The sequence below is a fragment of the uncultured Zoogloea sp. genome, from assembly GCF_937894855.1.
Classification (GTDB): Bacteria; Pseudomonadota; Gammaproteobacteria; order Burkholderiales; family Rhodocyclaceae; genus Zoogloea; species Zoogloea oryzae.
Genome location: NZ_CALAYQ010000037.1, coordinates 84,133 through 109,165 on the forward strand (window position 1 = coordinate 84,133; position 25,033 = coordinate 109,165).

The following is a 25,033-nucleotide window of genomic DNA, read 5'->3' on the forward strand; positions in this document are numbered from 1 at the left end:
GATCCTAACCCGAAGCGCTAAGCCGCAGCCCCCGTCGCCACCTCGGCCAGAATCTCCGCCAGCCGCCGCACGCCCGGGCCGGCAAAATCCGGATCGGCGATCACCAGGTACAGCGTCACCCGCCGCAGCTCGGCGCCACCGAGGGGCAGCGGCTTGAGCCGCCCGTCCCCCAGCTCGCGCAGGATGTGGGCCTCGGGATACCACGCAAAACCGTGCCCGGCGCAGGCCGCGGCGATCGACATGGCCATGCTGCCAAAGGTCCAGCGCTGCTCCACTTCCACGGTGGTGCTGCGCCGGTCGCGCACCGACCCGCTCGCCCGCACTTGCAGATGCCGCCACGGGCGCAGGTCCTTCTCGCCGAGCTCGCGCCCGAGCTGATGGAGCGGATGGCCCGGAGACGCCACCGCCAGCAGCGGCACGTCGAGCAGCGGCGTGCCCAGAAAGCCCGGCGGGATGTGCGGCGTCACACCCACGTCGGCCGTCCCGCCCAGCAGCGCCTCCACGGTGCCCCCCAGCACCGATTCGATCACCTCGATGCGCGTCCGCGGCGCCTCGGCGCCAAAGCGCGCCAGGGCCTCCAGCAGCAGATCCGGCGGAAAGAGTACCTCTGCCGCCAGCCCGATCTCCGCCTCCCAGCCCGCCGACAGCTTGCGCGCCGCCTGCTCCAGATCGCCCGCCTCGGCCACCAGCGCCAGCGCCCGGCGGTACAGCATGTGGCCGGTGGGCGTGAGCACCGCCTTGCGGCCGTGGATCTCGAAGGCCTTCACGCCCAGCACGGTTTCGATCTTCTGCACCGCGTAGGTGACGGCCGACTGGCTCTTGAACAGCGCCTCGGCCGCCTGGGCGTAGCCGCCGGCCTCCACTACGGCGATGAGGGCCCGCCACTGGTCGAGGCTGAGATGGGGGGTGACGATCATTGATCAGATTATTAGATAGATTTAAACGAAATATTCTACTTTTTTATCTCCCGGGTAAATCATTAAATAGACACATCCCAACACCACCGGAGCCCTCAAAATGACCACCCTGCTCAAGATCAACGCCAGCCTGTTCTCCAACCAGGGCCAGTCCAGCCAGCTCGCCGACCGCTTCGTGGCTGCCTACGTGGCCGCCCACCCCGGCGCCACCGTGATCGACCGCGACCTGGCCGCCAACCCCGTGCCGCACCTGGACGCCGAGCGCTTCCTGTCCTTCCTGGCCAAGCCCGAAGCGCGCAGCGAAGCACAGCAGGCCGTCGTTGCCTTCTCCGACGCGCTGATCGACGAACTCCGCCGGGCCGACCAGATCGTGATCGGGCTGCCCATGTACAACTTTGGCGTGCCTTCCACGCTCAAAGCCTATTTCGACCACATCGCCCGCGCCGGCGTCACCTTCCGCTACACCGCGAACGGCGCCGAAGGCCTGCTCACCGGCAAGAAGGCGACCGTGCTCGCCGCCCGCGGTGGCAAGTACGTCGGCACCCCGAAGGACAGCCAGACCACCTACGTCCGCGACTTCCTCGCCTTCATCGGGATCACCGACGTGGAATTTGTGTACGCCGAAGGCCTCAACATGGGTGAGGAAAGCAAGTCCGCCGCCCTCGCCGCCGCCCACGCCCAGGTCGCCGAACTGGCCGCCTGAATACCGGAGACAGCCATGACCACCCGCAGCCTGACCGCCCTCATCCCCTCCCTCCCGGTGTCCGACGGCGCCGGCGTCAAGCTGCGGCGCAGCCTCGGCCACAGCCAGCGCCTCGACCCCTTCCTGATGCTCGACGAGTTCGCGTCGGACAACCCGGACGACTACATCGCCGGCTTTCCGCCCCACCCGCACCGGGGCTTCGAGACCGTCACCTACATGCTCGCCGGGGATTTCGAGCACCGTGACCACCTGGGCCACACCGGCCACCTGCGTGGCGGCGGCGCCCAGTGGATGACCGCCGGGCGCGGCATCATCCACTCGGAGATGCCGCTCCAGAAGAGCGGGCGCCTCCACGGCTTCCAGTTCTGGATCAACCTGCCCGCCGCCGAGAAGATGAAGCCCGCCGGCTACCGGGACATCCAGCCCGAGGAGATCCCCGAGGTGACGATCCCGGGCGGCAGCGTCAAGGTCGTCGCCGGCACCCTCGATGGCGTGGGCCACGCGCCGGTGCCGGGCCCGATCCAGGGGCTCTCGACCGCGCCGCTGTTCCTCGACGTGCGCCTTGAAGCCGGCGCGGCCTTTGCGCAGTCGGTCGAAACCGGCCACACCGCCTTCCTCTACCCCTACGCCGGCAGCCTGCAGGTGGGCGACGAAGGCCGCACGCTGCCCGCCCGCCAAGCCGGCGTGCTGTCGGCGGGCGAGCGCATCGCGGTGACGGCCGGCAACGAGGGCGCGAGCTTCCTGCTGCTGGCTGCCCGGCCCCTGGGCGAGCCGGTGGTGCAGTACGGCCCCTTCGTGATGAATACCCGCGAAGAGATCGAACAGGCCCTGGCCGACTACCGGGACGGCACCCTGGCCTGAAACATCGGCACACCAAAAACCCGAACACGGCGCTACGGCGCCGTGTCACATTCGGGAGATCGAAAACAGGAGCACACCATGGCCGGCTTTGAAAACTACGCCCAGGACACCCACGACATCGAACTCGAGATCGAACGCAAGGGCGTCGCCCTGGGCATCGACTGGACCAACGAAGACGCAGTGCGCGCCCTCGCCCGGGAGGCGCTGGATTTTGCCGGCGCCGCCGAGAAGGACAAGGAGCTCGACGCCAACCACCTCGACTACGCCCGCCTCGCCAAGCTGGAGCTCTTCGGCCTCGCCGGGCTGATGCTGCGCACGATGCAGGAGAGCGCATCCGCCGCCGGCTTCGAGAGCCACGGCGGCGACGCCTGGAAGGCCTTCGCCCGCGCCCTGTGGGCTGAGAAGAACCTCCGTCGCCCTGACTGACCGCTACCGCCCGCAAACTGTCGGATACCGTTCGTCGGTCTGCCAGAGCACGCCTTGATTTGCCAAATTGCATGTGCTTGACTGCACTGGCAGAGGCACTCGATACAAGTGTTTTCCACCATCATCCTGACATGATGGCATTGGTTTGCGCCTTGCCGGGCCGTGTTCCGCACGCGCCTCTCCGACGGCAGGGGCGCGACATGTTACCAAGCTGTTTCATCTCGTCGCCGAGGGTTTACGTTTCATCCGAATGGTGTAGATTGCATACGTAAACGCGGTGATCGGCAGCACGCAAGGCAAACCCCCAACTTTGCATCAATGGCCCAATCAGGGAAGGCGATGAAATGTTTATAGCCGGAACAAGCGCCACCCTCCGACGCCTGATCGAAGATCAGCTCGTGGCCTCTGGTGGGCTCGACGGCTACGATGTCCAGCTGTTCTCCACCCGCAATTTCACCGGCACCATCACCAACAAGGTTGCGCTCTTCCTCTACCGCGTCGAGGTGGATGAATCCCGGCGCAACGTCGATCTCCCCCGCCTCGCCCCCAACGCGCCCCGCCGCCAGGCCCTCGGGCTCGAACTGCACTACCTGCTCACCGTGTGGGGCCAGCGCAACGCCGAAGGCGAGCAGGTGATGCTTGCGCGCTGCATGGACATCCTCGACCGCCACGCGCTCATCACCGGCCCGCTCCTCGACCCGGCCTATCCGTGGGAGCCCGAAGACAGCCTGCGGGTGGCCATCAACCACCTCTCCACCGAAGACATGCTGCGCCTGTGGGACAGCCTCGAGCCGCCCTACCAGCTGTCGGTGCCCTACGTCGTGCGCACCGCCCGGCTAGCCGCCCGCGAGCGGCCCGATCCGGCCATCGCCGATTCGCGCACGCTGGTGTTCACACCCCAGGTGCCGTGATGCTCGCCGCCACCGACACGCCCCTCGGCTGGGCCGCCCGCCACTCGCCAGACCGCATCGCCGCGGTCGGTGTGCTGGCGGTCAAGGTGAGGCGCCACCTCACCGACGGCACCGACCCCGGCCTCACCCCCATCCCGGGCCTGCGGGTGCGCGTCGCCGGCCAGCCCGAACAGCCCCTGTGGCACCAATCCACCGGCCTCTATGGTTTCCTCGACATCCCGGCCGGCGAAGCCCGCATCGAGATCGACGACCCCACCGGCCGCTACCAGCCCCAGGCCATCACCGCCACTGTGCCCGACCGGGCTGATCTCAAGGCCGCCCTCGAAGCCGGCGAAGTGCCCCCCGCCGTGCCCTCCCCGGCCTACCCCGAAGTTGCCCTGCGCCCCGGCCTGACCATGGCCCTGCCCCCCGGCACCAGCGCCCTGTGGGGCGTGCTGCGTGACGCCGGCCGGCCGGTGCCCGGCGCGCTGCTCACCCTCGCCACCGTGCAGGGCGGCGCCGCCGACAGCGTGACCGCCCTCAGCGGCCCCGACGGCAGCTACCTGCTGGTGCTGCCCTTCGAGGTCATCGACCGCAGCGTGACCCCGCCGCTGCGCGCCTTCGACCGCGCCCTCACGGTGTTTGCCCCGCGCCCGGCCCTGGCCACGGCGCTCGCAACCAAAGGTTTTCTCGCCGGACAACCGGCCAATATCTTCGGACTCACCGCGGCCGGGCGCAATGCGCTGTTCCTGCCGCGCGACTTCCAACTGCGTGACGCTGGCGGCACCCTGCACCCGCAGGTTGGCGGCCAGAATCCGCCCGCTTCGGTTTCGGTCGGCGCACGGGTCCGGCTGGATATCGAGTTGTTACCCTAGCCAAGATGGAGGCTCGAAATGCCTGAATACCTAGCCCCGGGAGTTTACGTCGAAGAAACCAGCTTCCGCGCCAAGTCCATCGAGGGCGTGGCGACCTCCACCGCCGGCTTCGTCGGCCAGGCCCGCTTCGGCCCCACCGCTGGCCTGCCCACCCTCGTCACCGGCTTCGAGGAATTCCAGCGCCACTTCGGCGATGGCAATGACCTGCTGCTGGGTGGCGTGCCCACCACCAACCAGCTCGCCCACGCGGTGCGGCTGTTCTTCGAGAACGGCGGCAAGCGGGTGTACGTGTCGCGCATCTTCGTGCCCACCGGCGGCGGCTCGGTGGCCGCCAGCCGATCGGTCAGCAGCGCGATCTCGGTGCTCGGCACCGACCGTTTCCTGCGCGCCCGCTTCCCCGGCCGGGCCGGCAACGTGGTGGTCAAGATCGCCGCCACCCGCAGCGGCAACCTGCTCACCGGCACCGCCGGCAGCCGCCGTGTGATGGGCCTGCGCCTGGGCGACGTGGTCGAGGCCGGCGCGCTGAAGGAGAGCGCCGTCACCGCCGCCGGCCCCAACGCCGTCACGGGCGCCAACATCTACAGCGTCAGCTTCGACGCAGCGGGCAGCCCGCTCCTCACCAACGCCGGCGGCACGCTTGACCTCAACGGCGCGGCCCTCGCCGCAGTGCAGAAGATCACCCTCGACATCAGCGTCGGCCCCAATCTGGATGGCTCCACCGGCAGCCGCAGCGAGCAGATCCAGCGCCTGTCGCCCCACCCGGATTCCGACCAGTTCGTCGGCCGCGTGCTGCGCCACGAAGACCCGGACGCCGGCATCGAACCGCCCGCCGACCGCAGCCAGCGCATCTACTTCGATGCCATGGTCGACCTGCCCAGCGTCGCCGCCCAGCGCACCACCTTCGCCCGCGACCTGCTCACCGGCCTCGTCGCCGCCTCGCCGATCACCCTCTCCGGCGGCAGCGATGGCATCTCCCCGGATGCGGCCGCCTTCACCGGCGGCGGCAGCGGCCACGACGCCACCGGCCTCGCCGCGCTGGCCGAGATCGAGGACATCGCCATCGTCGCCGCGCCGGGCTCCGCGGCCCTCGCCTCGCCCATCGATCAGGCCGTTCGCGACGCGCTCGTCAGCCACTGCGAAAACCTGCGCTACCGCTTCGCCATCCTCGCCGGCCCGCAGGACGCCGATCAGGCCACCATCCGCCAGGTGCGCGGCCAGCACGACTCCAAATACGCCGCCATGTACTACCCCTGGCTCGTCGCCAGCACCCCCGGCAGCGCCCGCGAAACCGTGCTCTACTCGCCCGAAGGCGCGATGGCCGGCGTATACGCCCGCAGCGACATCGAGCGCGGCGTGCACAAGGCCCCGGCCAACGAAACCGTGCGCGGCGTGCTGCGCTTCTCGCGCAACGTAAACAAGGGCGAGCAGGACGTGCTCAACCCCGAAGGCATCAACTGCCTGCGCTTCTTCGAAGGCCGCGGCTACCGGGTGTGGGGCGCCCGCACCATCAGCTCCGATCCGGAATGGACCTACATCAACGTCCGCCGGCTGTTCATCTACCTCGAACACTCCATCGACCGCTCCACCCAGTGGGCGGTGTTCGAGCCGAACAACGAAGAGTTGTGGCTGAAGATCCGCCTCACCATCGAAGGCTTCCTGTACGACGTGTGGCGTAGCGGCGCCCTGCTCGGCGCCAAGCCCGACGACGCCTACTTCGTGCGCTGCGACCGCAGCACCATGAGCCAGTCGGATCTCGACAACGGCCGCCTGGTCTGCCTGATCGGCGTCGCGCCCACCAAGCCGGCCGAGTTCGTGATCTTCCGCATCGGCCAATGGACCGCCGACGCGTCCATCGTCTGAGCACCGATAACCGAAGCTTCAAAGGAGACCGGCAATGGCCACCCTGCGTGAAGACCCCTACGGCCCGTTCAACTTCAAGGTCACCATCAACCCGGCGAGCGGCGGCGAGTTTCGCGGCGGCTTCTCCGATGTCTCGGGGCTGTCCACCGAGATCACCCACGCCGACTACCGCGAAGGCACCGACGCCTTCAACCGGCCGCGCAAGGTTCCGCTGATGTACAAGGCGGGCGACGTGACCCTCAAGCGCGGCATGATCGCCTCGCTCGATCTGTGGAACTGGGTCAATCAGGTTCGCCGCGGCAACATGGACGCCCGCGCCACCGTCGTCATCGAGCTGATGAGCGAAGACCGGGGCAGCACCGTCGCCCAGTGGAAGCTCATCAACGCCCGCCCATCGAAATGGACTGGCCCGACCCTGGCCGCCAAGGGCGCCTCCGACGTGGCGATGGAAGAGCTCACCCTGGTCTGCGAAGACCTGGAATTCGAATAAGCCCACGGCCAACCCGCGCTGAACTGAGGTTCATTCCATGAGAGCCACCGCCCGGCCGCCCGAAGGGGGCGCTCACCCTCCCGTGGGGAGGTGGTCACGTAGTGACCGGAGGGCCGTAAAGTGACCGTCGCGCTGCTGGGCAGCCTGTGGCGTCCCGGGCTGCCGCCCGGCATCTACGAGGAACGACCCGCCGTGGCCACCCGCCCGCGGGTGCGTCTGGATGTCGCCGCGCTGATCGGGCTCGCCGAACGGGGGCCGGTGAACACCCCGGTCGTCATCGACGACGCCCGCCAGTTCGAGGCGATCTTCGGCCGTGCCCTGCCCGGGCTGCAGCTCCCCTTGGCGGTGCGCCTGTTCTTCGCCAACGGCGGCCGGCGCTGCGTGGTCGTGCGCTGCGTCGATCATGTGAACATCCGCACCACCCGCCTGCTGGTGCCCGGCTTCAAGGCGGTGCGCGGCAGTTCCCGGCGCCAGGTGCGCATCGCCGCTCGCAACCCGGGCAGCTGGGGCAACCGGCTGCAGGTGCGTGCCCAGCTCATCCAGCGCCCGGTCGCGCTGGGTTTCGACCCCGTCACCCACGCCATCCGCATCCCGCCCGACCGCCCCGCCGTGGGCGCCACCCTGCGCCTCACCGGCCGCCCCACCAGCCCCGGCGCTGCGCCGCGCAGCCGCTTCTTCCGGGTTGCCCTCGACGCCGCCCGCCAGCCCATTCTGGTGCCGCCCCCCACCGCGCCCTTCCTCGACGCCGAACTGCTCACCGCCGCTGTCGAGCTCACCCTGCGGCTGGACGTCTTCCTCGACGGCAAACACGTCGAGACCTGGGACGACGCCGCCCTCCACCCCAGCCACCCGCGTTTCCTGCCGCGCCTGCTGGGCCGCCGGGCCGCCAGCGAAGCCCTGCTGCCGCCCCGCACCGACACGCCCAACCCCGAAGACCCGGCCGCCGAGCCCGACCGCCTGTGGGGCAGCGCCGACGAGCCCTGGGGTTCCGACTACCTGCGCCCCAGCGCGCTGCTCACCGACGCCTGGCTGCTGCCCACCAAGGCCTTGCTCGCCGCGCCCACCGGCATCCTGCTCTCCGCTGCCGAGATGCCCGCCTCCCGCCACGGCCGCGACGCCACCGCCAGCACCGGGCGCCATCATTTCTTTGAAGCCACCTCGATGGCGCTGGCCGACCTCATCGAGGATTCCGACCACCGCTTCGTCGCCTTCAACGCCCGGCCACCGGCCCTCGACACCCTCGCCGTGTGGGATCAGACCCACCCCTTCGAGCCGGTCGCGCTCGTCACCTTGCCGGATCTGCTCCACCCCACGCCGCCCGAGGCCGTGAGCGTGCCGCCGGCCCTGCCCGACGAGCTGTGCTTTGGCGCCCAGTGCAGCCGCGGCAAGGCCGACACCACCGCCAACGTCCTCGACTACCCGCTGCTCGGTTTTGATGCCAGCGCGCTGCAGGCCAGCCAGCTTGCCCTCGTCCAGCACTGCGAAGCCCTCGGCGCCCGCATCGCCCTGCTCGACCTGCCACCGGGCCTGCGCGCTGGCGACATCGTGCAGTGGCGCCACGCCCTGGCCAGCCCCCGCGCGGCCCTCTACACCCCGTGGCTGCGGGTCGATGCCGACGGCACCGCCGCCACCGTGCCGCCTTCCGGCGCCGCCTGCGGCATCACCGCGCAAGTGGAAAACGACACCGGCGTGTGGGCCGCGCCCGCCAACCGCAACGTGCAGGGCGCCTTCGCCCGCGCCGACGACGCCGGCCTGCCCGAACCCGGCTTCCTGTTCGAAGAGCGCATCGACGAGATCCGCCGCACCGAGCGCGGGCTGATGCTCCTCGGCGCCCGCACCACCTCCACCGACCCGGACTGGACCCACATCCCGGTGCGCCGCCTGATCGACTGGCTCAAGGCCCAGCTCGCCGCCGATCTGGCCTGGGCGCCCTTCGAGCCCAACGACGCCGTGCTGTGGTCGGCCATGGCCGGCACCGCCCGCCGGCGCCTCAAGGCCCTGTTCAATGCGGGCGCCCTGGCCGGCCGCACCGACACCGACAGCTACTTCATCCGCTGCGACGCCAGCACCCACACCCAGGGCGATCTCGATTCCGGGCGGGCGATCATGCAGGTCGGCGTCGCCCCCGCCGTACCGGCCGAATTCATCGTCTTCCGCCTGGTGCGCAGCGGCGCGGACGATCCCCGCATCGAGGTCTTCTGATGCCCGCCCAGGCCATGCTCACCCACTTCAACTTCGCCGTGCAGATCGAGCTTTCTGGCCTCGGCGGCGACGAAGGCCTCGCCCTCGGCGGGCGCAAGGGCGCCTTCTCCGAGGTGCAGGGCCTGGAGATCACCATGGAGCCGGTCAGCTTCCGCGAAGGCGGCTACAACCGCGGCGCCCGCCAGCTCGTCGGCAAGACCACCAACCCGCCGCTGGTGCTCAAGCGCGGCCTGTCCCTCGACCCGGCCTTCTGGACCTGGATCCAGCGCTGCATGGACGGCACTTTTCCGCTGCCCTACATCTCCGGGACGATCCGGGTGCTCCAGGCCAACAGCACCGCCGCCGACGCCGGCGTGTGGCGCTTCGAAAACGGCATCGCCACCAAGGTCAAGTGTGTTGACCTCAACGCTGGCAACGCCCGCGAAGTCGCCCTCGAAGAGCTCCACATCGTCCACGAAGGCCTGAGCCGGGAGCAGTCATGAGCACAGCCCAGTTCCGCCGTGCCAAGCTCGTCCCCTTCGACGCCGGCGGTCGCAACGTCGAAGAGAACCGCGCGATCCCCCTCGACTTCAACCCCGAGACGCTGACCCTCAAGGTCTCCGCCGGCGAGCAGCGCGACCGCAGCCGCCGCGGCCGCCAGCAGGTGCAGAACGTCGGCTCCTCCAAGGCCACCCTGTCCTTCGAGTGCTATTTCGACTCCACCCGCCCCCGGGACGACAACGCCAACGACGATGCCGGCGGCGAAGAGATGCTCGACGTGCGCGTGCGCACCAAGCCCATCGCCGATCTGGTGCAGACCTTCGGCAGCGGGCGCGAGCAGGCCCCGCGGCGGGTCCAGTTCCGCTGGGGCACACTGCTCTTCAACGGCGTCATCTCGTCCCACCAGGAAGTCTTCGATTACTTCAGCCCCAGCGGCGTGCCGCTGCGCTCCAAGGTCCAGCTCACCCTCACCGAGCAGGAGTTCCGCTACGAGGTGAACGCCAGCGACGCCGCCCAGCGCCGCCAGGCCGTGGAGCAGGCGAGCGACGCCCGCAGCCAGGCCGCCGCTGCCGGCGCCGACAGCCTGCTGGGCGACGGCGCCAACGGCGGGCTGGGCTTCGATCTCTCCGCCGGCTTCGAGCTGTCCGCCAGCCTCGACGTGAATCTGGATCTGAGCCTGTCTGCCCAGGTCGGGCTGTCGGCCAGCCTGGGCGCCTCGGCCGACATCGGCATGTCGGTGGGCGCCGGCATCAAGCTCGACGCCTCCGCCGCCATCGACGTGTTCGGCCCCGCCGCGCTCGGCACCACCGGCGACCTGGGCAAGAGCGGGCTGACCATCCCCAAGCCCTCGCCCGGCCTCGCCGCCGCCGGCGTCACCCCCAACCCGTGGGCGCCGGACGGCCCGGCCCCGGGCAGCAAGGCCGCCGGGCTCGCCGCCGTGGTGAGCGACCAGCGCGCCGCGGGCGCCGTGGCCACCCTGCCCAAACCCACCGGCGGCGGATCGGCCTCCGGCGCCATCGCCTCAACCGAAAAGGCACCGCTGCCCGTGCGCGGCAGCCCGCCCCTGGCCCTGCGGCGCAGCCCGCCCGCCGGCAACCCGCTGTTCGCCGCCCGGAGCACGCCCGTCGAGCTCGCCGCAGGCGAACGCCGCCCCCGCTGGGAAAGCCTGCCCGCCACCGCGGCGGCCGCTGTCACCACCTCGGCCTCCAACCATTCCACCTGCAGCTGTGGCTGCAACTGTAGCGGCGGCTGCGGTTGCCGCCGCGGCTCGGGATGCTGACCATGACCGTCACCATCGGCGAACTCTCCACCACCATCGAAACCCTGCCCGGCGAAGGCACCGAGCGGGGCAGCGGCGGCGGCGCACCGGCCGAAGACGCCGCCTTCGAAGTGCGCATCGAAGAGCTCCGCGCCCTCGTCCGCGCCCTGGTGGCCGAAGAGCTCGAACGCCAGCTACGTCACCGGAGCGACTGTCCATGAGCGACGCGCCCCTCCTCGCCAGCGCCCGCCCGCAGATCAAGGTGGATGGCCGACGCGCCGAGCGCCTCGAGACCGACCTGATCCGCCTCGAAGCCCGCGCCGACGCCGCTGGCGTAGCCTCGCTGGAGGCCGTGTTCCTCAACTGGGGCAGCCGCGAATCCGGCGATCCGGTGGATTACGTGCACTTCCACACCGCCGACATCGACTTCGGCAAGCGGCTCGCCATCGCCTTCACTACCGGCGGGCAGGCGCAAACCGTGTTCGACGGCCTCATCACCGGCATGGGTGCGGCCTTTCCCGAGCTGCGCCCGCCCGAGCTCACCCTGCTGGCCGAGGACGCGCTGGCCGGCCTGCGCTACCGCCGCCGCACCCGGCTCTCCGAAAACCAGAGCGACGGCGACATCGCCTCGCGCATCCTGTCCGACGCCGGCCTCAGCCCCGATTCCGGCCGCAGCGGCGCCAGCCATGTGGAACTGCTCCAGGTGAACGAAGACGAACTCTCCGCCCTGCGCAGCCGCAGCGGCGACGCGCTCATCAGTCTTCGCGACGGCACCGCGCACATCAACGAAGCCTCCGCCCTCACCGATCCGCCGATCCGCCTCTCCCGCGAGAACGAGCTGATCCGCTTCACCGTGCTGGCCGATCTCGCCCACCAGCGGGGCGAGGTGCGCGTCCATGGCTACGACGTGGCCGCCAAGGAAGGCATCCACGAAAGCGCCGGCGCCGACGCCATCCGCCCCGAAGCCGGCCCTGGCCGCCTGGGCCCCGAGATCGTCACCCAGGTCTTCCCCAACGCCGCGGACGACCTGCACCTGGAAGCCCCCGCTACCGGCGCCGAGGCCCGCACGCTGGCCGAAGCCGCCCTGCGCCGCCGCGCCCGCCGCTTCGTGCGCGGGGTCGGCGTCACCCGCGGCACGCCCCAGCTGCACGTGGGCTCGAAGGTCGAACTCGTGGATCTCGGCCCGTGGTTTGCCGGCACCTATCTGGTCACCGCCGTCACCCATCGCTTCGACCAGCAGGAGGGCTTTCGCACCGAGTTCGAGGCCCAGCGGCCCAACCTGGGAGAATCCTCATGATCCCCGGCGCAAGCGCCACCCCGGCCGGCGACCGCCCGCGCCTCTACGGCGTCTACCCGGCCCTCGTCACCGACGTGCAGGATCCGGACAACCAGGGCCGGGTGCAGGTCAAGCTGCCCTTCGTCGAAGAGAGCGACGGCGGCAGCGCCTTGGCCTGGGCCCGCCTCGCCACGATGATGGCCGGCGGCGACCGGGGCACCTGGTTCATCCCCGAGGTGGACGACGAAGTGCTGGTCGCCTTCACCGCTGGCGACCCGCGCCGCCCGGTGGTGATCGGCGCCCTCTGGAATGGCGTGGACGCCCCGCCCGAGACGATGGACAGCGCCAACAACGTGCGCTCCGTCACCTCCCGCAGCGGCCACAAGCTCACCTTCGACGACACCGCCGGCGCCGAGAAGGTCGAGCTCAAGACCAAGGGCGGCCACACCTTCACGCTGGATGACGCGGCCGGCGGCACCGTCACCCTCACCCACAGCAACGGCGCCACCATCAAGATCGACGCCGTCGGCAACATCGAGATCACCGCCAACGTCAAGGTGAAGATCAACGCCCCGGCGGGCCTCGACGTCACCGCCGCGATGGTCACCGTCAACGCCGCCATGTCCAGCTTCTCCGGCGTGGTAAAGGCCGACACTGTCATCACCAACAGCGTGGTGTCGGCCAGCTACACGCCGGGCGCGGGGAACATATGGTAGCCAAGGCCCCCGCCGCGCGGCTCCTCGTTCCGGCCAACCGCAACCCCTCGCGGGAGCACCTGTTTGCAGGCGAGCCCTACTTCCTGCGGCCGGCCGGCGCGCTGCCCGTCGACGCCCGCCCGCGCATCCTCTCCTTCGAGAGCGATGCCTTCATGGACGACTTCCTGGCCATCGCCGCCGGCAAGCGCCCGGCTCCGCCCAAGCTCCTCCCGTGGCGCGACTGGGCCGAGCCGCCCGCCGGGCTGGTGGATGTCGCCGGCGCGCCCCGCTACCCGACCACCGCCACCGGCATCGTGCGCCGCCCGCCCGACGCCGCCGACATCGAAGTCAGCACCGGCCCGGCCATGGACGGTGACGGCATCCCCCATGGCCTCGTAACCAGCGAGAAGGCCACCACCCCGGCCTGGCTGCGCAAGCTCTACCTGCCCACCCACGAGCGCTTCAACCTCATCAGCTTCGACACCCACTGCGGCGCCGCCGGCCTGCCGCGGCTGGCCCGCAGCCGAGTGAAGGGCAGCGGCGCGGTGATCCGCCGGCTGGTGCCGGATGCAAGCTCGGAGCGCTGGGAAGACTGGGTCGCCGTCGACGAAAAGCACGGCGCCTGGCTGCCACTGCTGCCCGCTGCCCTCCACACCGGCACGCCGGTCGACCCGGCCACCATCACCCCGCCCGCCGGGCTCGAGGCGCGGCTGCGCACCTTGTTCGGCCTCGGCGCCACCGACCCGCTGCCGCCCATCGCCCTCGCCAGCCAGCCTCTCCTGCTGGTGCCGCCCGACGCCGGCCACGCCGCCGAGCACTGCACCCTCTACGGCTACCTGCCGGTGTTCAGCGCCGCGCGGGAGATCCCCGCCGAGCAGCTCACCGGCACCACCGCCGCAGAGATCGCCGCGGCCCTCGCCCAGCAGAGCAGCAACCGCCTCGCCACGCTCTTCCAGAGCGCCGCCGACCTGCGCGACGCCGCCCGCCCGCAGCTGCGCAAGCTGCTCGACGCCACCGTGATGCCGTCGCGCCCCGGCGTCAGCGCCACCGCAGACGCCGAGACCTTCACCACCGGGCTCGCTGCCAGCGCCCCGCCCGGATTGGGACAGGTGGGCGACGTGCTGGCCACCAGCATCGACCTCGCGCTCTCCCAGGCTCTCTCCCGCCTGTGGCAGACGGTCACCGCCGCCGCCACCGACGACGCCGACATCAACGGCAACGTGAAGGGTGCCGACACCCTGTGGGCCGACAGCCACGCCGCCAACGCCGCCACCGAGCCTGGCCTCTTCGACAGCCTGCCCGACAACAACCCCGCCGCCGGCAACCAGACCGCCCAGTGGCTCGCCGCCAGCGGCCCCGCCGGCGCCTGGGACACCCTGCTGCGCCTGCGCCTGCACCAGCTGATGGACGCCTGGCTAGCCGGCACCGCCCTGCCGCCGCCCGCCCAAGGCAGCTCCAGCCTCTTCAACCCCGGCCACCTGGGCCTGGTGGCGGTAATGGCCCTGCTGCGCCTGCGCGGCTGCCGGCTCGCCATCGCCGCCAGCATCAACCAGACCCTCTACGGCGACCGCAAGGCCACCGAGCTCAAAGCCTTCGCCGCCGACGGCAAACGCGCGCTGGGCCTGCCGGCGCTGGCCGAGCAGATCGAAGCCGTGCTGGCGATGGAAGCCGCCCGGGGCGACGTAACCGCCACCCCGCCGTGGCCGCCGGTGACGCTGCCGGCCCAGTGGATCCGCGACGTGCACGGCTACGGCCAGGCCATCGCCAAAATCTACGGCCGCTTCGACGACGGCCTCGCCACCGCCGGCAACGGTGCGCTGGATCAGCTCAAGGCCCGCGCGGCCGACATCGAGACCACCCTCGACACCGCCCTCGGCGGCCTCAAGCCCGGCCTCGGTATCGGCGCCGCCCGCCTCAGCTTTACCGAACAGCCCCTGTGCGGCCTGCTGGTGCTGCCGGGCATCCGCATCGACAGCGGGGTGCTCAACGCCTTCCGCACTGCCGCCGGCGCCCGCTACACCGCCGACCCCGAACGCGCCGCCCTGCCCGAAGCCCGCACCGGCGACGCCCAGCCGCGGCTGCGCTTCGACGCCGAGCACCTCTACGCCGCCTGGTGCTGGGTGCGCGTCGCCGGACGCACCCCCTGCGAGCCCGAACGCATCGTGTGGACGCAACGCAGCGAGCCCTTCTCCATCGCCGACCCCACCGACCTCCTCGGCGCCCGCCCGGCCAGCATCCAGATGCCCGACATCCCCAAGCTGCTGCGCGACATCCCGCGCATCGCCCGGGCCCGGGCCAAGCCCTTCGCCGGCATGGCCTCGCCGCCGGGCTCCGGGGTCGTCACCGGCGCCGACATGGCCGACACCCGCCGCGATTTCGGCATCGGCATGATCTGCAACTTCGGCATCCCCATCCTGACGATCTGCGCGCTGATCCTCTTCAAGATCATCTTCACCATCCTCATCGCGCTGCCCTCGTTCAGCTGGATGCTGTTCCTCAAGTTCTGCCTGCCATTTCCCAAGAGGGGACCATGAGCATCGACAAGCTCGGCACCGGCCTTCGTTTCCCGCTCGTCACCGGCGACGGCTTCGGCTGGATCTCCGGCGCCGGCGCGGTGGAGCAGTCCATCCGCACCATCCTCCTCACCGAACCCGGCGAGCGCATCGCCCGCCCCAACTTCGGCGTCGGACTGCGGCGATACCTCTTTGCGCCCAACAGCCTCGAACTGCGCACCCAGATCCGCGCCGCCGTCACCGACGCCCTTGCCCGGGATGAAGCGCGCATCCGCGTCGAATCCGTCGCGGTCAACACCGACCCGCGGGAAGCCACCGTGCTCTCCATCGCCATCCGCTACGAGATCCTCGGCGAACCCGGCGTGCAGAACCTCGTCTTCCCCTTCTACCTGAACGGGGGTAGCTGAGATGAAACAACGCCCCCCGACGCGCCTGCGGCGCCTCCCCCCACTGGGGGGCGGGCCGGCCGCTCCGGAGCGGCCGAGCGCGGCCGGCCCGTGGCCCGTTTCATGCACCGAGGGTGGCGCGCCGCGCAATGGAGAACTGACATGAAACAGCCCAACACTCGCGGCCTTTGTGCGCTCAGCGGCGCACCTCGCCGCCTCTCCACTCCAGGGAGGTGCTGAAATGGCCATCCTTCCTCCCCGCCTGGACGACCGCGCCTTCGACGATCTGCGCGCCGAACTGGTCCGCCGCATCCCCACCCACGCGCCGGAATGGACCGACCACAACGCCTCCGATCCCGGCATCGCGCTCATCGAGCTCTTCGCCGCCCTCGGCGACAACGTGCTCTACCGGCTCAACCGGGTGCCCGAAGCGGCGCGGCTGGAATTCCTGCGCCTGCTGGCGATTCCGCCCAAGCCCGCCCACGCCGCCCAGGCGATGGTGAGGCTCGAAGCCCGCAGGAGTCCGGCCCCCGTGCCGGTGGATTTCGCCGTCGGCAGCCCGACCCTCGAATTCACCGCCGGCGACATTCACTTCCAGGCCCTGGACGAAATCACCGTGCTGCCCCTGGAGCTTTCCGCCTGGATCAAGCAGCCGTATTCCGGCCCGATCCTCGCCGGTGGCATCGAGAACGTCAGCACCCTGCTCGTCGACCACCTGGGCAGCGCGCCGTCCCTCGCCCAGTACCGGCCCTTCCCCCTCGAAGCGCCCAAGGGCGGCCGGCTGCCGGCGCCCGTCTCGTCCGGCGCCAGCCTCGACGGACGCATCTGGCTGTGCCTCGCCGCCCCCGAAGCCACCTGGGCCGACGCCCTCAAGGCCGTGAGCAATGATGCCGCCGCTGCCCGCACCAATCTGCGCCGCGGGCTCTCCGGGCAGGTGCTCAACCTGGGCGCCCGCACCGACGACGCCCTGTGCGGCAGCACCGACCACCACCGCTGCCCCGACGCCGGCACCGACCCCGAACGCTGGCCCCTGCGCTGGGAGATCTCCACCGGCGGCTTCACCGGCGCCAGCGCCCAGGTGGACCGGGTGCGCTACCAACGCCTCGCCGTGGTGGCCGACACCACCGACAACCTGGGCCGTCGCGGCACGATCCGCCTGCGCCTGCCCGACGCCAAAGCCGGCGCTGAGCCCTTCGGCGACTGGACCGCCGCCAGCTTCACCCCGGCCGACCCCGATCTGCTGGGCATCGGCGAGCTCCCCCCGCGCATCGACAACGACAAGCTCGCCCAGCGCGTGCTCGGCTGGATCCGCGTCAGCCGCGCCGATGCCACCCACCCGCCCATCCGCCTGCGCTGGATCGACGCCAACGTGGTGCGCACCGAGCAGGCCGTCACCGCCGCGGCCGAGCTGCTGGGCTATGGCGACGGCCGCACCGGCCAGCGCCACACCCTGTCGCGCACCCCGGTCATCCCGGGCAGCCAGCAGGTGCAGGTGGCCGGCCCCCTGGGCTGGGAGAACTGGCAGGTCGTGGACAACCTCGCCCTCGCCGGCCCGGACGACCCCTTCTACACGCTCGACCCTTCCGACGGCAGCATCACCTTCGGCGACGGCATCCACGGCCGCATCCCCCTGCCCGGCGAGGCGATCCGCTGCCTCACCTACAAGTACGGCGGCGGCGTTCGCGGCAACGTGGGCGCCGAGCGCATCAACCGGGTGTTCCGCGCCGCACCGCCGGCCGCCCTCGCCCTCAAGGCCGCCAACCCGCTGCCCGCCGAGTTCGGCGCCGACGCCGAGACCCTGCCCGAAGCCAGCGCCCGCATCCCCGAAGTCCTGCGCCACAACGACCGCGCCGTGGCCACCGACGACTTCGCCGCCCTGGCCCTCGAAACCCCCGCCGTGCAGGTGGGCCGCGCCCATGTGCTGCCCCGCCACAAGCCCCACGAGCGGGTGGACGGCGTGCCCGGCGTGGTCACCCTGATCGTGCTGCCCGCCTACGACCCCATGCAGCCCGACCAGCCCACGCCGGACAAAGAAATGCTGCGCCGCGTGTGCGCCTGGCTCGAGCCGCGCCGCCTCGTCACCACCGAGCTCTACGTCACCCCGCCGCAGTACGTGCGTCTGTCGTGCTCGGTGGCCGTCGAGCCCGATGCCGGCGCCGGCGAGGAAACCCTGCGCCGCCACATCGAACTCGCCCTGCGCCAGCACCTCGCGCCCCTGCCGCCCTACGGGCCGGACGGCAAGGGCTGGCCCTTCGGCCGCGACGTGCGCGACCGGGACATCGAAGCCGCCACCCTGCGCGTGCAAGGCGTGCGGCTGGTGAACGAGGTGCTGGTGGTGGGTGAGGAGATCAGCCGCACCGGCGTGCGCACCGCCGTCGAAGAAACCGTCACCCTGCTGCCTTGGCAGCTGCCGGTGCTGCTGGAGGTGAAGGTTGCCATCGGCGCCGACGCCACCGCCGAAGCCCTGCCGCCACTCGACACCGAGGCCGACCCCACGCCCGTCACCACCATGCCGGTGCCCGTGGGCAAGGAGGAATGCTGATGAACCCCCGCCGCACCGCGCCCTTCGCCGCCCGGTGCCCGGCATCGGAGACGCTGCCATGACCGGCCCGCGCTTCGCCCACCTCACCGGCCGCCCCATGTGGGAACGCTGCGACCACGCCGGCACGCGCATCGAAGGCACGCCCGCCGCGGTGGTGCTCGCCCCCAAGGGTGCCACCATTGACGGCAGCACGCCCCCAAGCCCGGCCGACTACGCCGCCTGGCTCGCCCGCCTGGGCAGCGCGGTGGTGCTGGCCTGCCCGCCGGACCAATGCACCGACGCCCACGTGGTGCTGGCCGAGCCCGGCAAACCGCTGTCCATCCGCACGCCCGCCGGCTGGCTGCCCATGCCGATGCCCCGGCCAGCGCCCGCAGCCACGCCAGCGCCGGGGCTGGATTTCACCCCCGTCGCACCGCCGCCCGTGCCCTCCGCGCCGGACGCCATCGCCCTCGACCCCCTTGGCCGCTGCTGGCTGCTCGACCGCATCGGCCGTCGCCTGCTGTTACTGGCGCCGGATTTCCGCGTGCAGGCGGTGGTGCCCATCCCCCACGACATCAAGCCCAACGGCTTTGCCTGCAGCGCCTTCGGCCTGGTGGTGAGCGATCTTGCCAGCCCGCGGCTGGTGGTGCAGCCCTGGGGCGGCAGCTGGCGGGGCTACGCGCCGCCAGATCTTGCCGACCGGCGCATCGTCGCCATCACCGCCGATCCCGCCTGGCCCGAGGCCATCGCCCTCGTCGAAGGCGGCCCCGAGCGCTGGCAACTGCTGCGCGTCGGCCCCACCGGGGCGGTGCTCCACACCCTGCCCATGGCCACCGCGCCGCTGCAGCTCATCCTCACCGCCGCAAACCGCCTGCTGGTGGGCGAAGTCTCCCACCGCCCCGGCGATCCGCTGCCTTACCTCTTCCGCGAATACACCCTGGCCGCAGACAGCGTCGAGGCCGAGCGGGGCTTTGCGGTGCGCAGCTTCGACGGCCGCGCCCTGTGGCTCGAGCGGGACTGCGACGGCACCCGGGTGATGGCCAGCACCGCCGCCGGCGCCCGCGCCCTCTACGCCCGCGAAGCCGAGCTCGATGGCAGCGGCGTGGTCGAAACCTGGGCACTGGATTCCGGCATTTTCGGCTGCCGCTGGCACCGGCTGTTCCTCGACCTGTGCCTGCCCGCCGACTGCGCGGTGAGCATCGAGGCCAAGACCGCCGACGACCTGCCGCCCTTCGAGATCCGCCGCGCCGCCCGCCTGCCCGCCGACCGGGCCGGCGACGTGCGCCCGGCGGCCATCGACGACCCGTGGCCGCCGCTGGGCTCGCGCATCGCTGACGAAACCGAAGGCTGGGTCGCCCTCGGCGTGGCCGACCGCCGCACCGCCCGGGCGGATGTGGCGCTCGCCGGCAGCGTCGGCGAGCGCCCGTCGGACGACCCGCTGGCCGCCGTCCGCCAGCCTTCCGCCCCACCGCCCGCCGGCATGGTCACGCTTGAATACCTGCTCACCCCGCCCGCCGGCCGCTACCTGTGGTTGCGCGTGCGCTTGTCGGGCAGCCGGCGCCAGGGGCCCAGCCTGTTCGCCCTGCGCGCCACCTTCCCGCGCCCATCGCTGCTCGATTACCTGCCCGCCTACTGGCGCTCCGACCCCGCCGGCGCAGATGCCACCGAGCGCGCCCTGGCGCTCTTCGAGGGCTGGATGACCGAGATGGACCAGCGCATCGACGTGCTGCCCCAGCTCCTCGACCCGAACCTCGTGCCCGCCGAGGCGCTGCCCTGGCTGGGGGATTTCCTCGCCCTCGGCTTCGACGCCCGGGTGCGCGAAGGGGTGCGCCGCGAGCTGCTGCTGAACATCGCCGAACTGTATCGGGCGCGCGGCACGTTGCCGGGGCTCGGCAAGCTGCTGTCCATCCTCGCCGAGGCGCCGGTGCAGATCATCGAAGGTTTCCGCCTGCGTCGGCCCACCGCTGCCTTCGTGGGCACCGCACTGGTCGGCCCGGCGCTTGAGCTGGGCGGCAGCGAAAGCACCCTCGCCGCCGGTAGCCTCGAAGACTGGGAGCAGGAGCTCGCCGGCGCCCACGCCGCGCTGACGCTGCGCCGCGCGCTGGAAAACCAGCCCTGCCCGGCCCGCGACCCGGACGACCCGCTGCCCGACGACGCCCTCATCGCCTTCTACCGCCGCCACGCCCACCGCTTCACGGTGATCGTGCCCCGGGCCCGCTGCGACACCCTGGCCGCCGTCCTTGACCTGGCCATCGAACGCAACAAGCCCGCCCACACCCTTCACCGCCTGTGCTGGCTGGACGCCGGCTTCCGGGTCGGCAGCGCCAGCCTCGTCGGCATCTCGCACCTGGGGCCGGTGGACCGCGCCCAGCCGGCGGTGCTCGGCAGCGCCGTGCTATCCACTTTCACCACCCTCCACCGTGGCCGCCACGCCGAATCCGACGGCCGCTACCCGTACTTCAAACCCATGAACCCATGGGAGGCATCGCCATGAGCACCCCCACCGCCGCCAACGTCTTCGCCCCCCTCGACGACCTCGACCCGGCCACCCCGGGCGATCCCTTCGTCCGTCTGCGCTACAGCTACGGGCAGCTCCTCGGGGCCGAGGATTTCACCACCGAGCAGCGCTACTTCCTGCTCCGCAGCCGCCTGCACAACGCCGCCCTGCACGGCTTTGGCACGGTATGGGGGCTGAAGGTGGGCAGCCAGGAGAGCGAGACCTCGCTCACCCTCACCTGCGAGACCGGGCTCGCCATCGACCCGCTCGGCCGCGAGGTGTTCGTGCCCCAGAAGGTCTGCCTCGACATTACCGGGCTAGCCGCCACGCCCTTCTGGGGCGAGCTCTCCGCTCCGCCGGTCGACCCGGCAGCACCCGCCTCCGACGCCATCGACACCCGCCGCCGGGTGTACGTGGTGCTGCGCTACCGGGCCTGCCTCACCGAGCAGGTGCCCGCCATCACCCAGCCCTGCTCCGGCGCCGATGCCGGCCTGTCGCCCTCCCGCGTGCAGGACGGCTACCGTCTGTGCCTCGAAGCCAAGGCCCCGGATCTCACCGGCCTGCCGATCCGCGACATCACCACCCGCGCCAATCCGGCGGGTGACCTCCGCACCCGCATCCTCGACCAGCTCATCGACCCGGACGTCCCGCCCCCTGCCCGCCTGTGGAGCGGCGCCGACGACGCGCCCCTGCTCCTCGCCGTGCTCGACCTCGAACCCGTGGGCAACCCGGCCGAGCGCGTCAAACTCGGCGGCGCCATCGACAACAGCGTGCGCGCCCTGCTGCCGGCGGTGCAGATGGTGGCCGACCTCGCCCTGGGCATCCATCTCGAAGCCGCCGGCGGCACGCCGCGCTTCCAGGCCACCGGCCTCAGCGCCCACCCGGGCGACGGTGCCGATCTCGGCCACATGCTGATCGACGTGGGCACCACCCGCCCCATCCTCGCCGCCAGCATCGCCGAACCTTCGGTGCGCGTGCTGCGCTTCGACGAGCCTTCCAAGGCCTGGGTGAGCCTGCCCATCCTCGTCCAGACGCCCACGGCCACCGGTCTGTCCCTCACCGTCGATGGCGGCGAGTGGGCCGCCGGCACGATCTACCAGGTCTGCCTGGCAGGCACCGGCCCGAACGCCCTCCTCGACATCGATGGCAAACCCCTGGCGGGCGCCGTTGGCGAAGTGGTGCCCCAGGGCACCGGGCGCGACGCCAGCCTGTTTGCCACCCACCCCACCACCGCCTGAGCCGGAGGCCGAGATGAGCACGAAAAAGTGGAAGAACATGGACGCCGGCCTCTTGACGATGATCGCCAAGGTCGCCCGTAACGAGGCCCTCAGCGCCGCCGACGAAGCCTCCATCGCCGATTTCCTCAAGGGCTACGCCGGCACGAGCAGCGACAACGGCTTTGCCACCGGCCCCACCGGCGATGTACGGGGCAACAACACCCTGCGCCGCACCAACTGGTTCAACGGCCGCTACCTCACCGCCGAAGCCCTGTCGCGGCAGGACGTCTACTTTGACGCCCGCGCCCGCCTCAACGCCCAGGCCATGATGCCCGGCATCGCCTGGGGCCTGGGCCTGAGCGCCGACGGCCTCAACCAGACCGGCATCGATTCCGAATCCCGCGTCGGCGGCGTCTCGCCGACGGCCGAGATCGTGCTCGCCCCGGGCCTCGCCTTCGACGCCATCGGACGCCCCATCGTCGTCTCGCAGCCCTTCTTCGTCTTCACCATCGAGCAGCTTCTGGGGGCCTACCGCAAGACGCCCCAGAAGGTGATCGGCGGCGGCAACGACTTCACCCCCTGCGTCTGCCTCGCGCCCGACCCTGCCGGCCCCACTGGCGGCAGCGCCGGCCTGCCCTCCGGCCCCTACCTGCTGATCATCCAGGCCAGCGAGAGCGAATCCGGCGGCGCCAAGGTGATGGGCGAAATCTGCGGCGGCGCGGCCGCAGCCAACTGCAAGGCCGACACCTGGCGCTGTGGTTTCGGCCTGTCGCTGGTGCGCTTCCCGGTGGATACGCCTTTCCGGCAGGATCTGCAGTCCGCCTGGGATCTGCGCGGCACCCTTTCGGCCTACTACTTCGACGTCTTCGAGCACCCGCTCTGGAAGCGCTGGGACCCGCGCTTCGGCACCGACGCCACCTTCAACGCCGATACCGGCGTGGGCCGCCACGACACCAGCGCCGTGCCCCTGGCAATGGTCTACCTGGGCGAGGATGGCAGCATCCTGTTCCTCGACCAGTGGATCCCCCGCCGCACCATCAGCAACAGCCAGGCCGACGACTGGCACCGCACCCGCTTCGGCGCCCCACCCCGGGCCGCCGCCTGGGCGCGCATCCACCAGTTCCAGTGCATGCTGGCCGAAAGCATCGCCCAGCGCCCGGTGGACCCGGACGGTAACAACCTCTTCACCCGAGGCTTCCGCCACATCCCGCCGATCGGCTTCCTGCCGATCCAGCCACGGGCTGCCGACGGCGAGTTCGACACCGGCTTCGACACCATCGACAAGATGCTCGCGGCCGCCCAGGGCAGCCGCTGGCTGGTCTCGCCGCTGGTCAAGAGCGCCATCAAGCAGGGCGAGAGCTATTTCCGCACGACCCGGGTGATCCCCTACGCGGTCGTCGCCCTCCACGACGACGACATCCTCGAAGACCTCAACAACGTCTTCGACAAGGACCCGATCCAGCTCTCCCGCCGCCTTGACGACACCACAGGCGGCACCACCGTACCCGGCGGCGGCACGGGTGGAGGCACCGGCGGCACCGGCGCCAACACCCACTACAGCACCCACCAGGCGTCCCTGTTCCAGGGGGGCCTCAAGCAGCAGACCGAAGCCGTGGCGCTGCCCGGCTACTTCCGCATCCTCGGCAACCTCTTCGAGATGATGGGACTCGACGATCTGGTCAATCGCCGCACCGAGATCGTCAAGCTGGTCGTGCCCCTCCAGGGCCTCACCCGCCAGCACCCGCTGATCGGCCGGCTGCCGGAAGACGCGCTCAATCAGGCCGAGCGCTGGGGCGTCAATCCCCTCCTCACCGCCGGCAACGCCCTCGGTCAGCTCGGCACCATCAACGACACCGCCGAAGCCATGGCCGGGCTCATCTCGCGCATCGGCCTCGACATGCTGCCCCGGCACTTCGTGGTGTACGTCAAGCAACGGCTGGTGCTCCTCGACGCCCTGTTCTACCTGCTCGAAGTGCTGCAGTTCCTGATCACCTTCCTGCAGGAAGTCCGGGGCTTCACCCGAAGCGGCCAGCAGAAGGCCCTCACCACCGAAGAGCTGCGCGCCCAGTATCTGCGCCAGCCCGCCGAGAAGCGCGCCATCGTCGAAGCCCTGATGGCTCAGCCCGACGTGCAGGCCAATCTGGTCCAGGCCGCCGACATGAGCAGCTCGGGCCTTGCCGTCACCACCCGCAACCAAGCCTTCCTGGCCCAGGTGCAGACGACCGAGGCGGCCCTCGAGAACACCGTCGCCGACCCCGCCGAACGCAAGCGCATCGCCGTCGGTCAGGTGGCTGACACCTACGCCGCCGAATACCCGGATTACCAGCTCGTCCAGGTGCTCGCCGCCGTGCAGCCCACCCAGACGCTCGCGGTGGTCAACAAGCTCTCGGTAAAGCGCACCACCGAGGTCACCCGCACCCTGGCCGACGATCTGGTGCAGGACGGCCCCGCCAACTTTGCCGACACCGGTGCCCGGCCCATCTACGCCGACCTGCGCGCCGGCCTCGAAAGCCGCAAGGTGGCCGACTACGTGCGCGGCAGCGACACCCAGCTCACCGTCAAGGAAGTGCTCGCCAAGACCCCGGAAGAAGCCGAGCAGCTCCTCGGCGCCGAGAGCTACGAGAAGTTCCGCAGTGCCTTCCAGGCCGACCGGGCCGCCGCGGTGGCCGGGGCCGAAGCCCTCGCCAAGGGCGTGCCCGCCGATCTGGCGGTCAAGGTGGAAGCCGAGATCCAGGCTGGCAAGCCCGCCGAGGCGGTGATCGAAAAGCTCCAGACCGAAACCGCCGCCTCCAGCGCCAACCGCCCGGTGCTCGACCAGACCGCCAATCTCCTGCGCATCACCGGCGGCCAGGCCAGCTTCCTCAAACTGGTGAAGCGCACCTGATGGCACGGCCAATGTGCGCACTCGCCCGGCCGCCCGACGGGGGCGCGCATCCTCCCCCGGGGAGGTGGTCGCGCAGTGACCG

Annotated in this window: 20 protein-coding genes; 19 read left to right on the forward strand and 1 reads right to left on the reverse strand. The window is 71.1% G+C overall.

Going from position 1 to position 25,033, the window contains the following annotated elements:
* Positions 1-17 precede the first annotated feature (17 nt).
* A complete protein-coding gene (locus Q0672_RS04900; protein WP_298620348.1) occupies positions 18-917 on the reverse strand; it encodes a LysR family transcriptional regulator in 900 nt (299 codons plus the stop codon).
* Positions 918-1,017: 100 nt separating this feature from the next.
* Here Q0672_RS04900 and Q0672_RS04905 point away from each other — a divergent pair, with 100 nt between their 5' ends.
* The 19 genes from Q0672_RS04905 (at position 1,018) to Q0672_RS04995 (ending at position 24,951) form a co-directional block, all read left to right on the forward strand.
* Complete coding sequence (locus Q0672_RS04905; protein WP_298620351.1) at positions 1,018-1,620, forward strand: NAD(P)H-dependent oxidoreductase; 603 nt, start codon at positions 1,018-1,020, stop codon at positions 1,618-1,620.
* A gap of 15 nt (positions 1,621-1,635) precedes the next feature.
* On the forward strand, positions 1,636-2,481 hold the full coding sequence (locus tag Q0672_RS04910; protein ID WP_298620353.1) for a pirin family protein: 846 nt from the start codon (positions 1,636-1,638) through the stop codon (positions 2,479-2,481).
* 78 nt (positions 2,482-2,559) lie between these two features.
* On the forward strand, positions 2,560-2,907 hold the full coding sequence (locus Q0672_RS04915) for a hypothetical protein (protein ID WP_153159574.1): 348 nt from the start codon (positions 2,560-2,562) through the stop codon (positions 2,905-2,907).
* 344 nt (positions 2,908-3,251) lie between these two features.
* A complete protein-coding gene (locus Q0672_RS04920; RefSeq protein WP_298620356.1) occupies positions 3,252-3,818 on the forward strand; it encodes a DUF4255 domain-containing protein in 567 nt (188 codons plus the stop codon).
* Positions 3,818-4,672 (forward strand): hypothetical protein, encoded by an 855-nt coding sequence (locus Q0672_RS04925; RefSeq protein WP_298620358.1) that lies wholly within the window; start codon positions 3,818-3,820, stop codon positions 4,670-4,672. The genes Q0672_RS04920 and Q0672_RS04925 overlap by 1 nt, the downstream gene beginning before the upstream one ends.
* A gap of 18 nt (positions 4,673-4,690) precedes the next feature.
* Positions 4,691-6,532, forward strand: coding sequence for a phage tail sheath subtilisin-like domain-containing protein (locus Q0672_RS04930; RefSeq protein WP_298620360.1), 1,842 nt, complete (start codon positions 4,691-4,693; stop codon positions 6,530-6,532).
* 34 nt (positions 6,533-6,566) lie between these two features.
* Positions 6,567-7,022, forward strand: coding sequence for a phage tail protein (locus tag Q0672_RS04935; RefSeq protein WP_284187166.1), 456 nt, complete (start codon positions 6,567-6,569; stop codon positions 7,020-7,022).
* A 120-nt stretch (positions 7,023-7,142) separates the two neighbouring features.
* Positions 7,143-9,224 carry a phage tail sheath C-terminal domain-containing protein gene (locus tag Q0672_RS04940; protein ID WP_298620363.1) on the forward strand — a complete coding sequence of 694 codons (2,082 nt, stop codon included), beginning with the start codon at positions 7,143-7,145 and terminating at the stop codon, positions 9,222-9,224.
* Entirely contained in the window at positions 9,224-9,706 is a 483-nt protein-coding gene (locus Q0672_RS04945) for a phage tail protein (protein ID WP_298620365.1), read from the forward strand. Before Q0672_RS04940 ends, Q0672_RS04945 begins: the two co-directional genes overlap by 1 nt.
* Entirely contained in the window at positions 9,703-10,983 is a 1,281-nt protein-coding gene (locus Q0672_RS04950; RefSeq protein WP_298620367.1) for a hypothetical protein, read from the forward strand. Before Q0672_RS04945 ends, Q0672_RS04950 begins: the two co-directional genes overlap by 4 nt.
* A 2-nt stretch (positions 10,984-10,985) precedes the next feature.
* Entirely contained in the window at positions 10,986-11,183 is a 198-nt protein-coding gene (locus tag Q0672_RS04955; RefSeq protein WP_153159582.1) for a hypothetical protein, read from the forward strand.
* A complete protein-coding gene (locus Q0672_RS04960; protein ID WP_298620369.1) occupies positions 11,180-12,259 on the forward strand; it encodes a hypothetical protein in 1,080 nt (359 codons plus the stop codon). Before Q0672_RS04955 ends, Q0672_RS04960 begins: the two co-directional genes overlap by 4 nt.
* Positions 12,256-12,954 carry a phage baseplate assembly protein V gene (locus Q0672_RS04965; protein WP_153159584.1) on the forward strand — a complete coding sequence of 233 codons (699 nt, stop codon included), beginning with the start codon at positions 12,256-12,258 and terminating at the stop codon, positions 12,952-12,954. Before Q0672_RS04960 ends, Q0672_RS04965 begins: the two co-directional genes overlap by 4 nt.
* Positions 12,948-15,467, forward strand: coding sequence for a hypothetical protein (locus Q0672_RS04970; protein ID WP_298620373.1), 2,520 nt, complete (start codon positions 12,948-12,950; stop codon positions 15,465-15,467). The genes Q0672_RS04965 and Q0672_RS04970 overlap by 7 nt, the downstream gene beginning before the upstream one ends.
* Positions 15,464-15,853, forward strand: coding sequence for a GPW/gp25 family protein (locus tag Q0672_RS04975; protein WP_153159586.1), 390 nt, complete (start codon positions 15,464-15,466; stop codon positions 15,851-15,853). Before Q0672_RS04970 ends, Q0672_RS04975 begins: the two co-directional genes overlap by 4 nt.
* Positions 15,854-16,073: 220 nt before the next feature.
* On the forward strand, positions 16,074-18,374 hold the full coding sequence (locus tag Q0672_RS04980) for a putative baseplate assembly protein (protein WP_298620377.1): 2,301 nt from the start codon (positions 16,074-16,076) through the stop codon (positions 18,372-18,374).
* Between the two features lie 58 nt (positions 18,375-18,432).
* On the forward strand, positions 18,433-20,847 hold the full coding sequence (locus Q0672_RS04985; RefSeq protein ID WP_298620379.1) for a phage tail protein: 2,415 nt from the start codon (positions 18,433-18,435) through the stop codon (positions 20,845-20,847).
* Positions 20,844-22,088: a hypothetical protein gene (locus tag Q0672_RS04990; RefSeq protein ID WP_298620381.1), complete on the forward strand. Its 1,245-nt coding sequence runs from the start codon at positions 20,844-20,846 to the stop codon at positions 22,086-22,088. Before Q0672_RS04985 ends, Q0672_RS04990 begins: the two co-directional genes overlap by 4 nt.
* Before the next feature lie 13 nt (positions 22,089-22,101).
* On the forward strand, positions 22,102-24,951 hold the full coding sequence (locus Q0672_RS04995) for a hypothetical protein (RefSeq protein WP_298620383.1): 2,850 nt from the start codon (positions 22,102-22,104) through the stop codon (positions 24,949-24,951).
* Positions 24,952-25,033: the final 82 nt, after the last annotated feature.

Coding starts and splice junctions, on each gene's coding strand:
- Q0672_RS04920 (WP_298620356.1), top strand. CDS start 3,252: ATGTTTATAGCCGGAACAAGCGCCACCCTCCGACGCCTGATCGAAGAT.
- Q0672_RS04975 (WP_153159586.1), top strand. CDS start 15,464: ATGAGCATCGACAAGCTCGGCACCGGCCTTCGTTTCCCGCTCGTCACC.
- Q0672_RS04970 (WP_298620373.1), top strand. CDS start 12,948: ATGGTAGCCAAGGCCCCCGCCGCGCGGCTCCTCGTTCCGGCCAACCGC.
- Q0672_RS04960 (WP_298620369.1), top strand. CDS start 11,180: ATGAGCGACGCGCCCCTCCTCGCCAGCGCCCGCCCGCAGATCAAGGTG.
- Q0672_RS04990 (WP_298620381.1), top strand. CDS start 20,844: ATGAGCACCCCCACCGCCGCCAACGTCTTCGCCCCCCTCGACGACCTC.
- Q0672_RS04950 (WP_298620367.1), top strand. CDS start 9,703: ATGAGCACAGCCCAGTTCCGCCGTGCCAAGCTCGTCCCCTTCGACGCC.
- Q0672_RS04955 (WP_153159582.1), top strand. CDS start 10,986: ATGACCGTCACCATCGGCGAACTCTCCACCACCATCGAAACCCTGCCC.
- Q0672_RS04925 (WP_298620358.1), top strand. CDS start 3,818: ATGCTCGCCGCCACCGACACGCCCCTCGGCTGGGCCGCCCGCCACTCG.
- Q0672_RS04915 (WP_153159574.1), top strand. CDS start 2,560: ATGGCCGGCTTTGAAAACTACGCCCAGGACACCCACGACATCGAACTC.
- Q0672_RS04935 (WP_284187166.1), top strand. CDS start 6,567: ATGGCCACCCTGCGTGAAGACCCCTACGGCCCGTTCAACTTCAAGGTC.
- Q0672_RS04995 (WP_298620383.1), top strand. CDS start 22,102: ATGAGCACGAAAAAGTGGAAGAACATGGACGCCGGCCTCTTGACGATG.
- Q0672_RS04965 (WP_153159584.1), top strand. CDS start 12,256: ATGATCCCCGGCGCAAGCGCCACCCCGGCCGGCGACCGCCCGCGCCTC.
- Q0672_RS04945 (WP_298620365.1), top strand. CDS start 9,224: ATGCCCGCCCAGGCCATGCTCACCCACTTCAACTTCGCCGTGCAGATC.
- Q0672_RS04930 (WP_298620360.1), top strand. CDS start 4,691: ATGCCTGAATACCTAGCCCCGGGAGTTTACGTCGAAGAAACCAGCTTC.
- Q0672_RS04985 (WP_298620379.1), top strand. CDS start 18,433: ATGACCGGCCCGCGCTTCGCCCACCTCACCGGCCGCCCCATGTGGGAA.
- Q0672_RS04910 (WP_298620353.1), top strand. CDS start 1,636: ATGACCACCCGCAGCCTGACCGCCCTCATCCCCTCCCTCCCGGTGTCC.
- Q0672_RS04905 (WP_298620351.1), top strand. CDS start 1,018: ATGACCACCCTGCTCAAGATCAACGCCAGCCTGTTCTCCAACCAGGGC.
- Q0672_RS04900 (WP_298620348.1), bottom strand. CDS start 917: ATGATCGTCACCCCCCATCTCAGCCTCGACCAGTGGCGGGCCCTCATC.
- Q0672_RS04980 (WP_298620377.1), top strand. CDS start 16,074: ATGGCCATCCTTCCTCCCCGCCTGGACGACCGCGCCTTCGACGATCTG.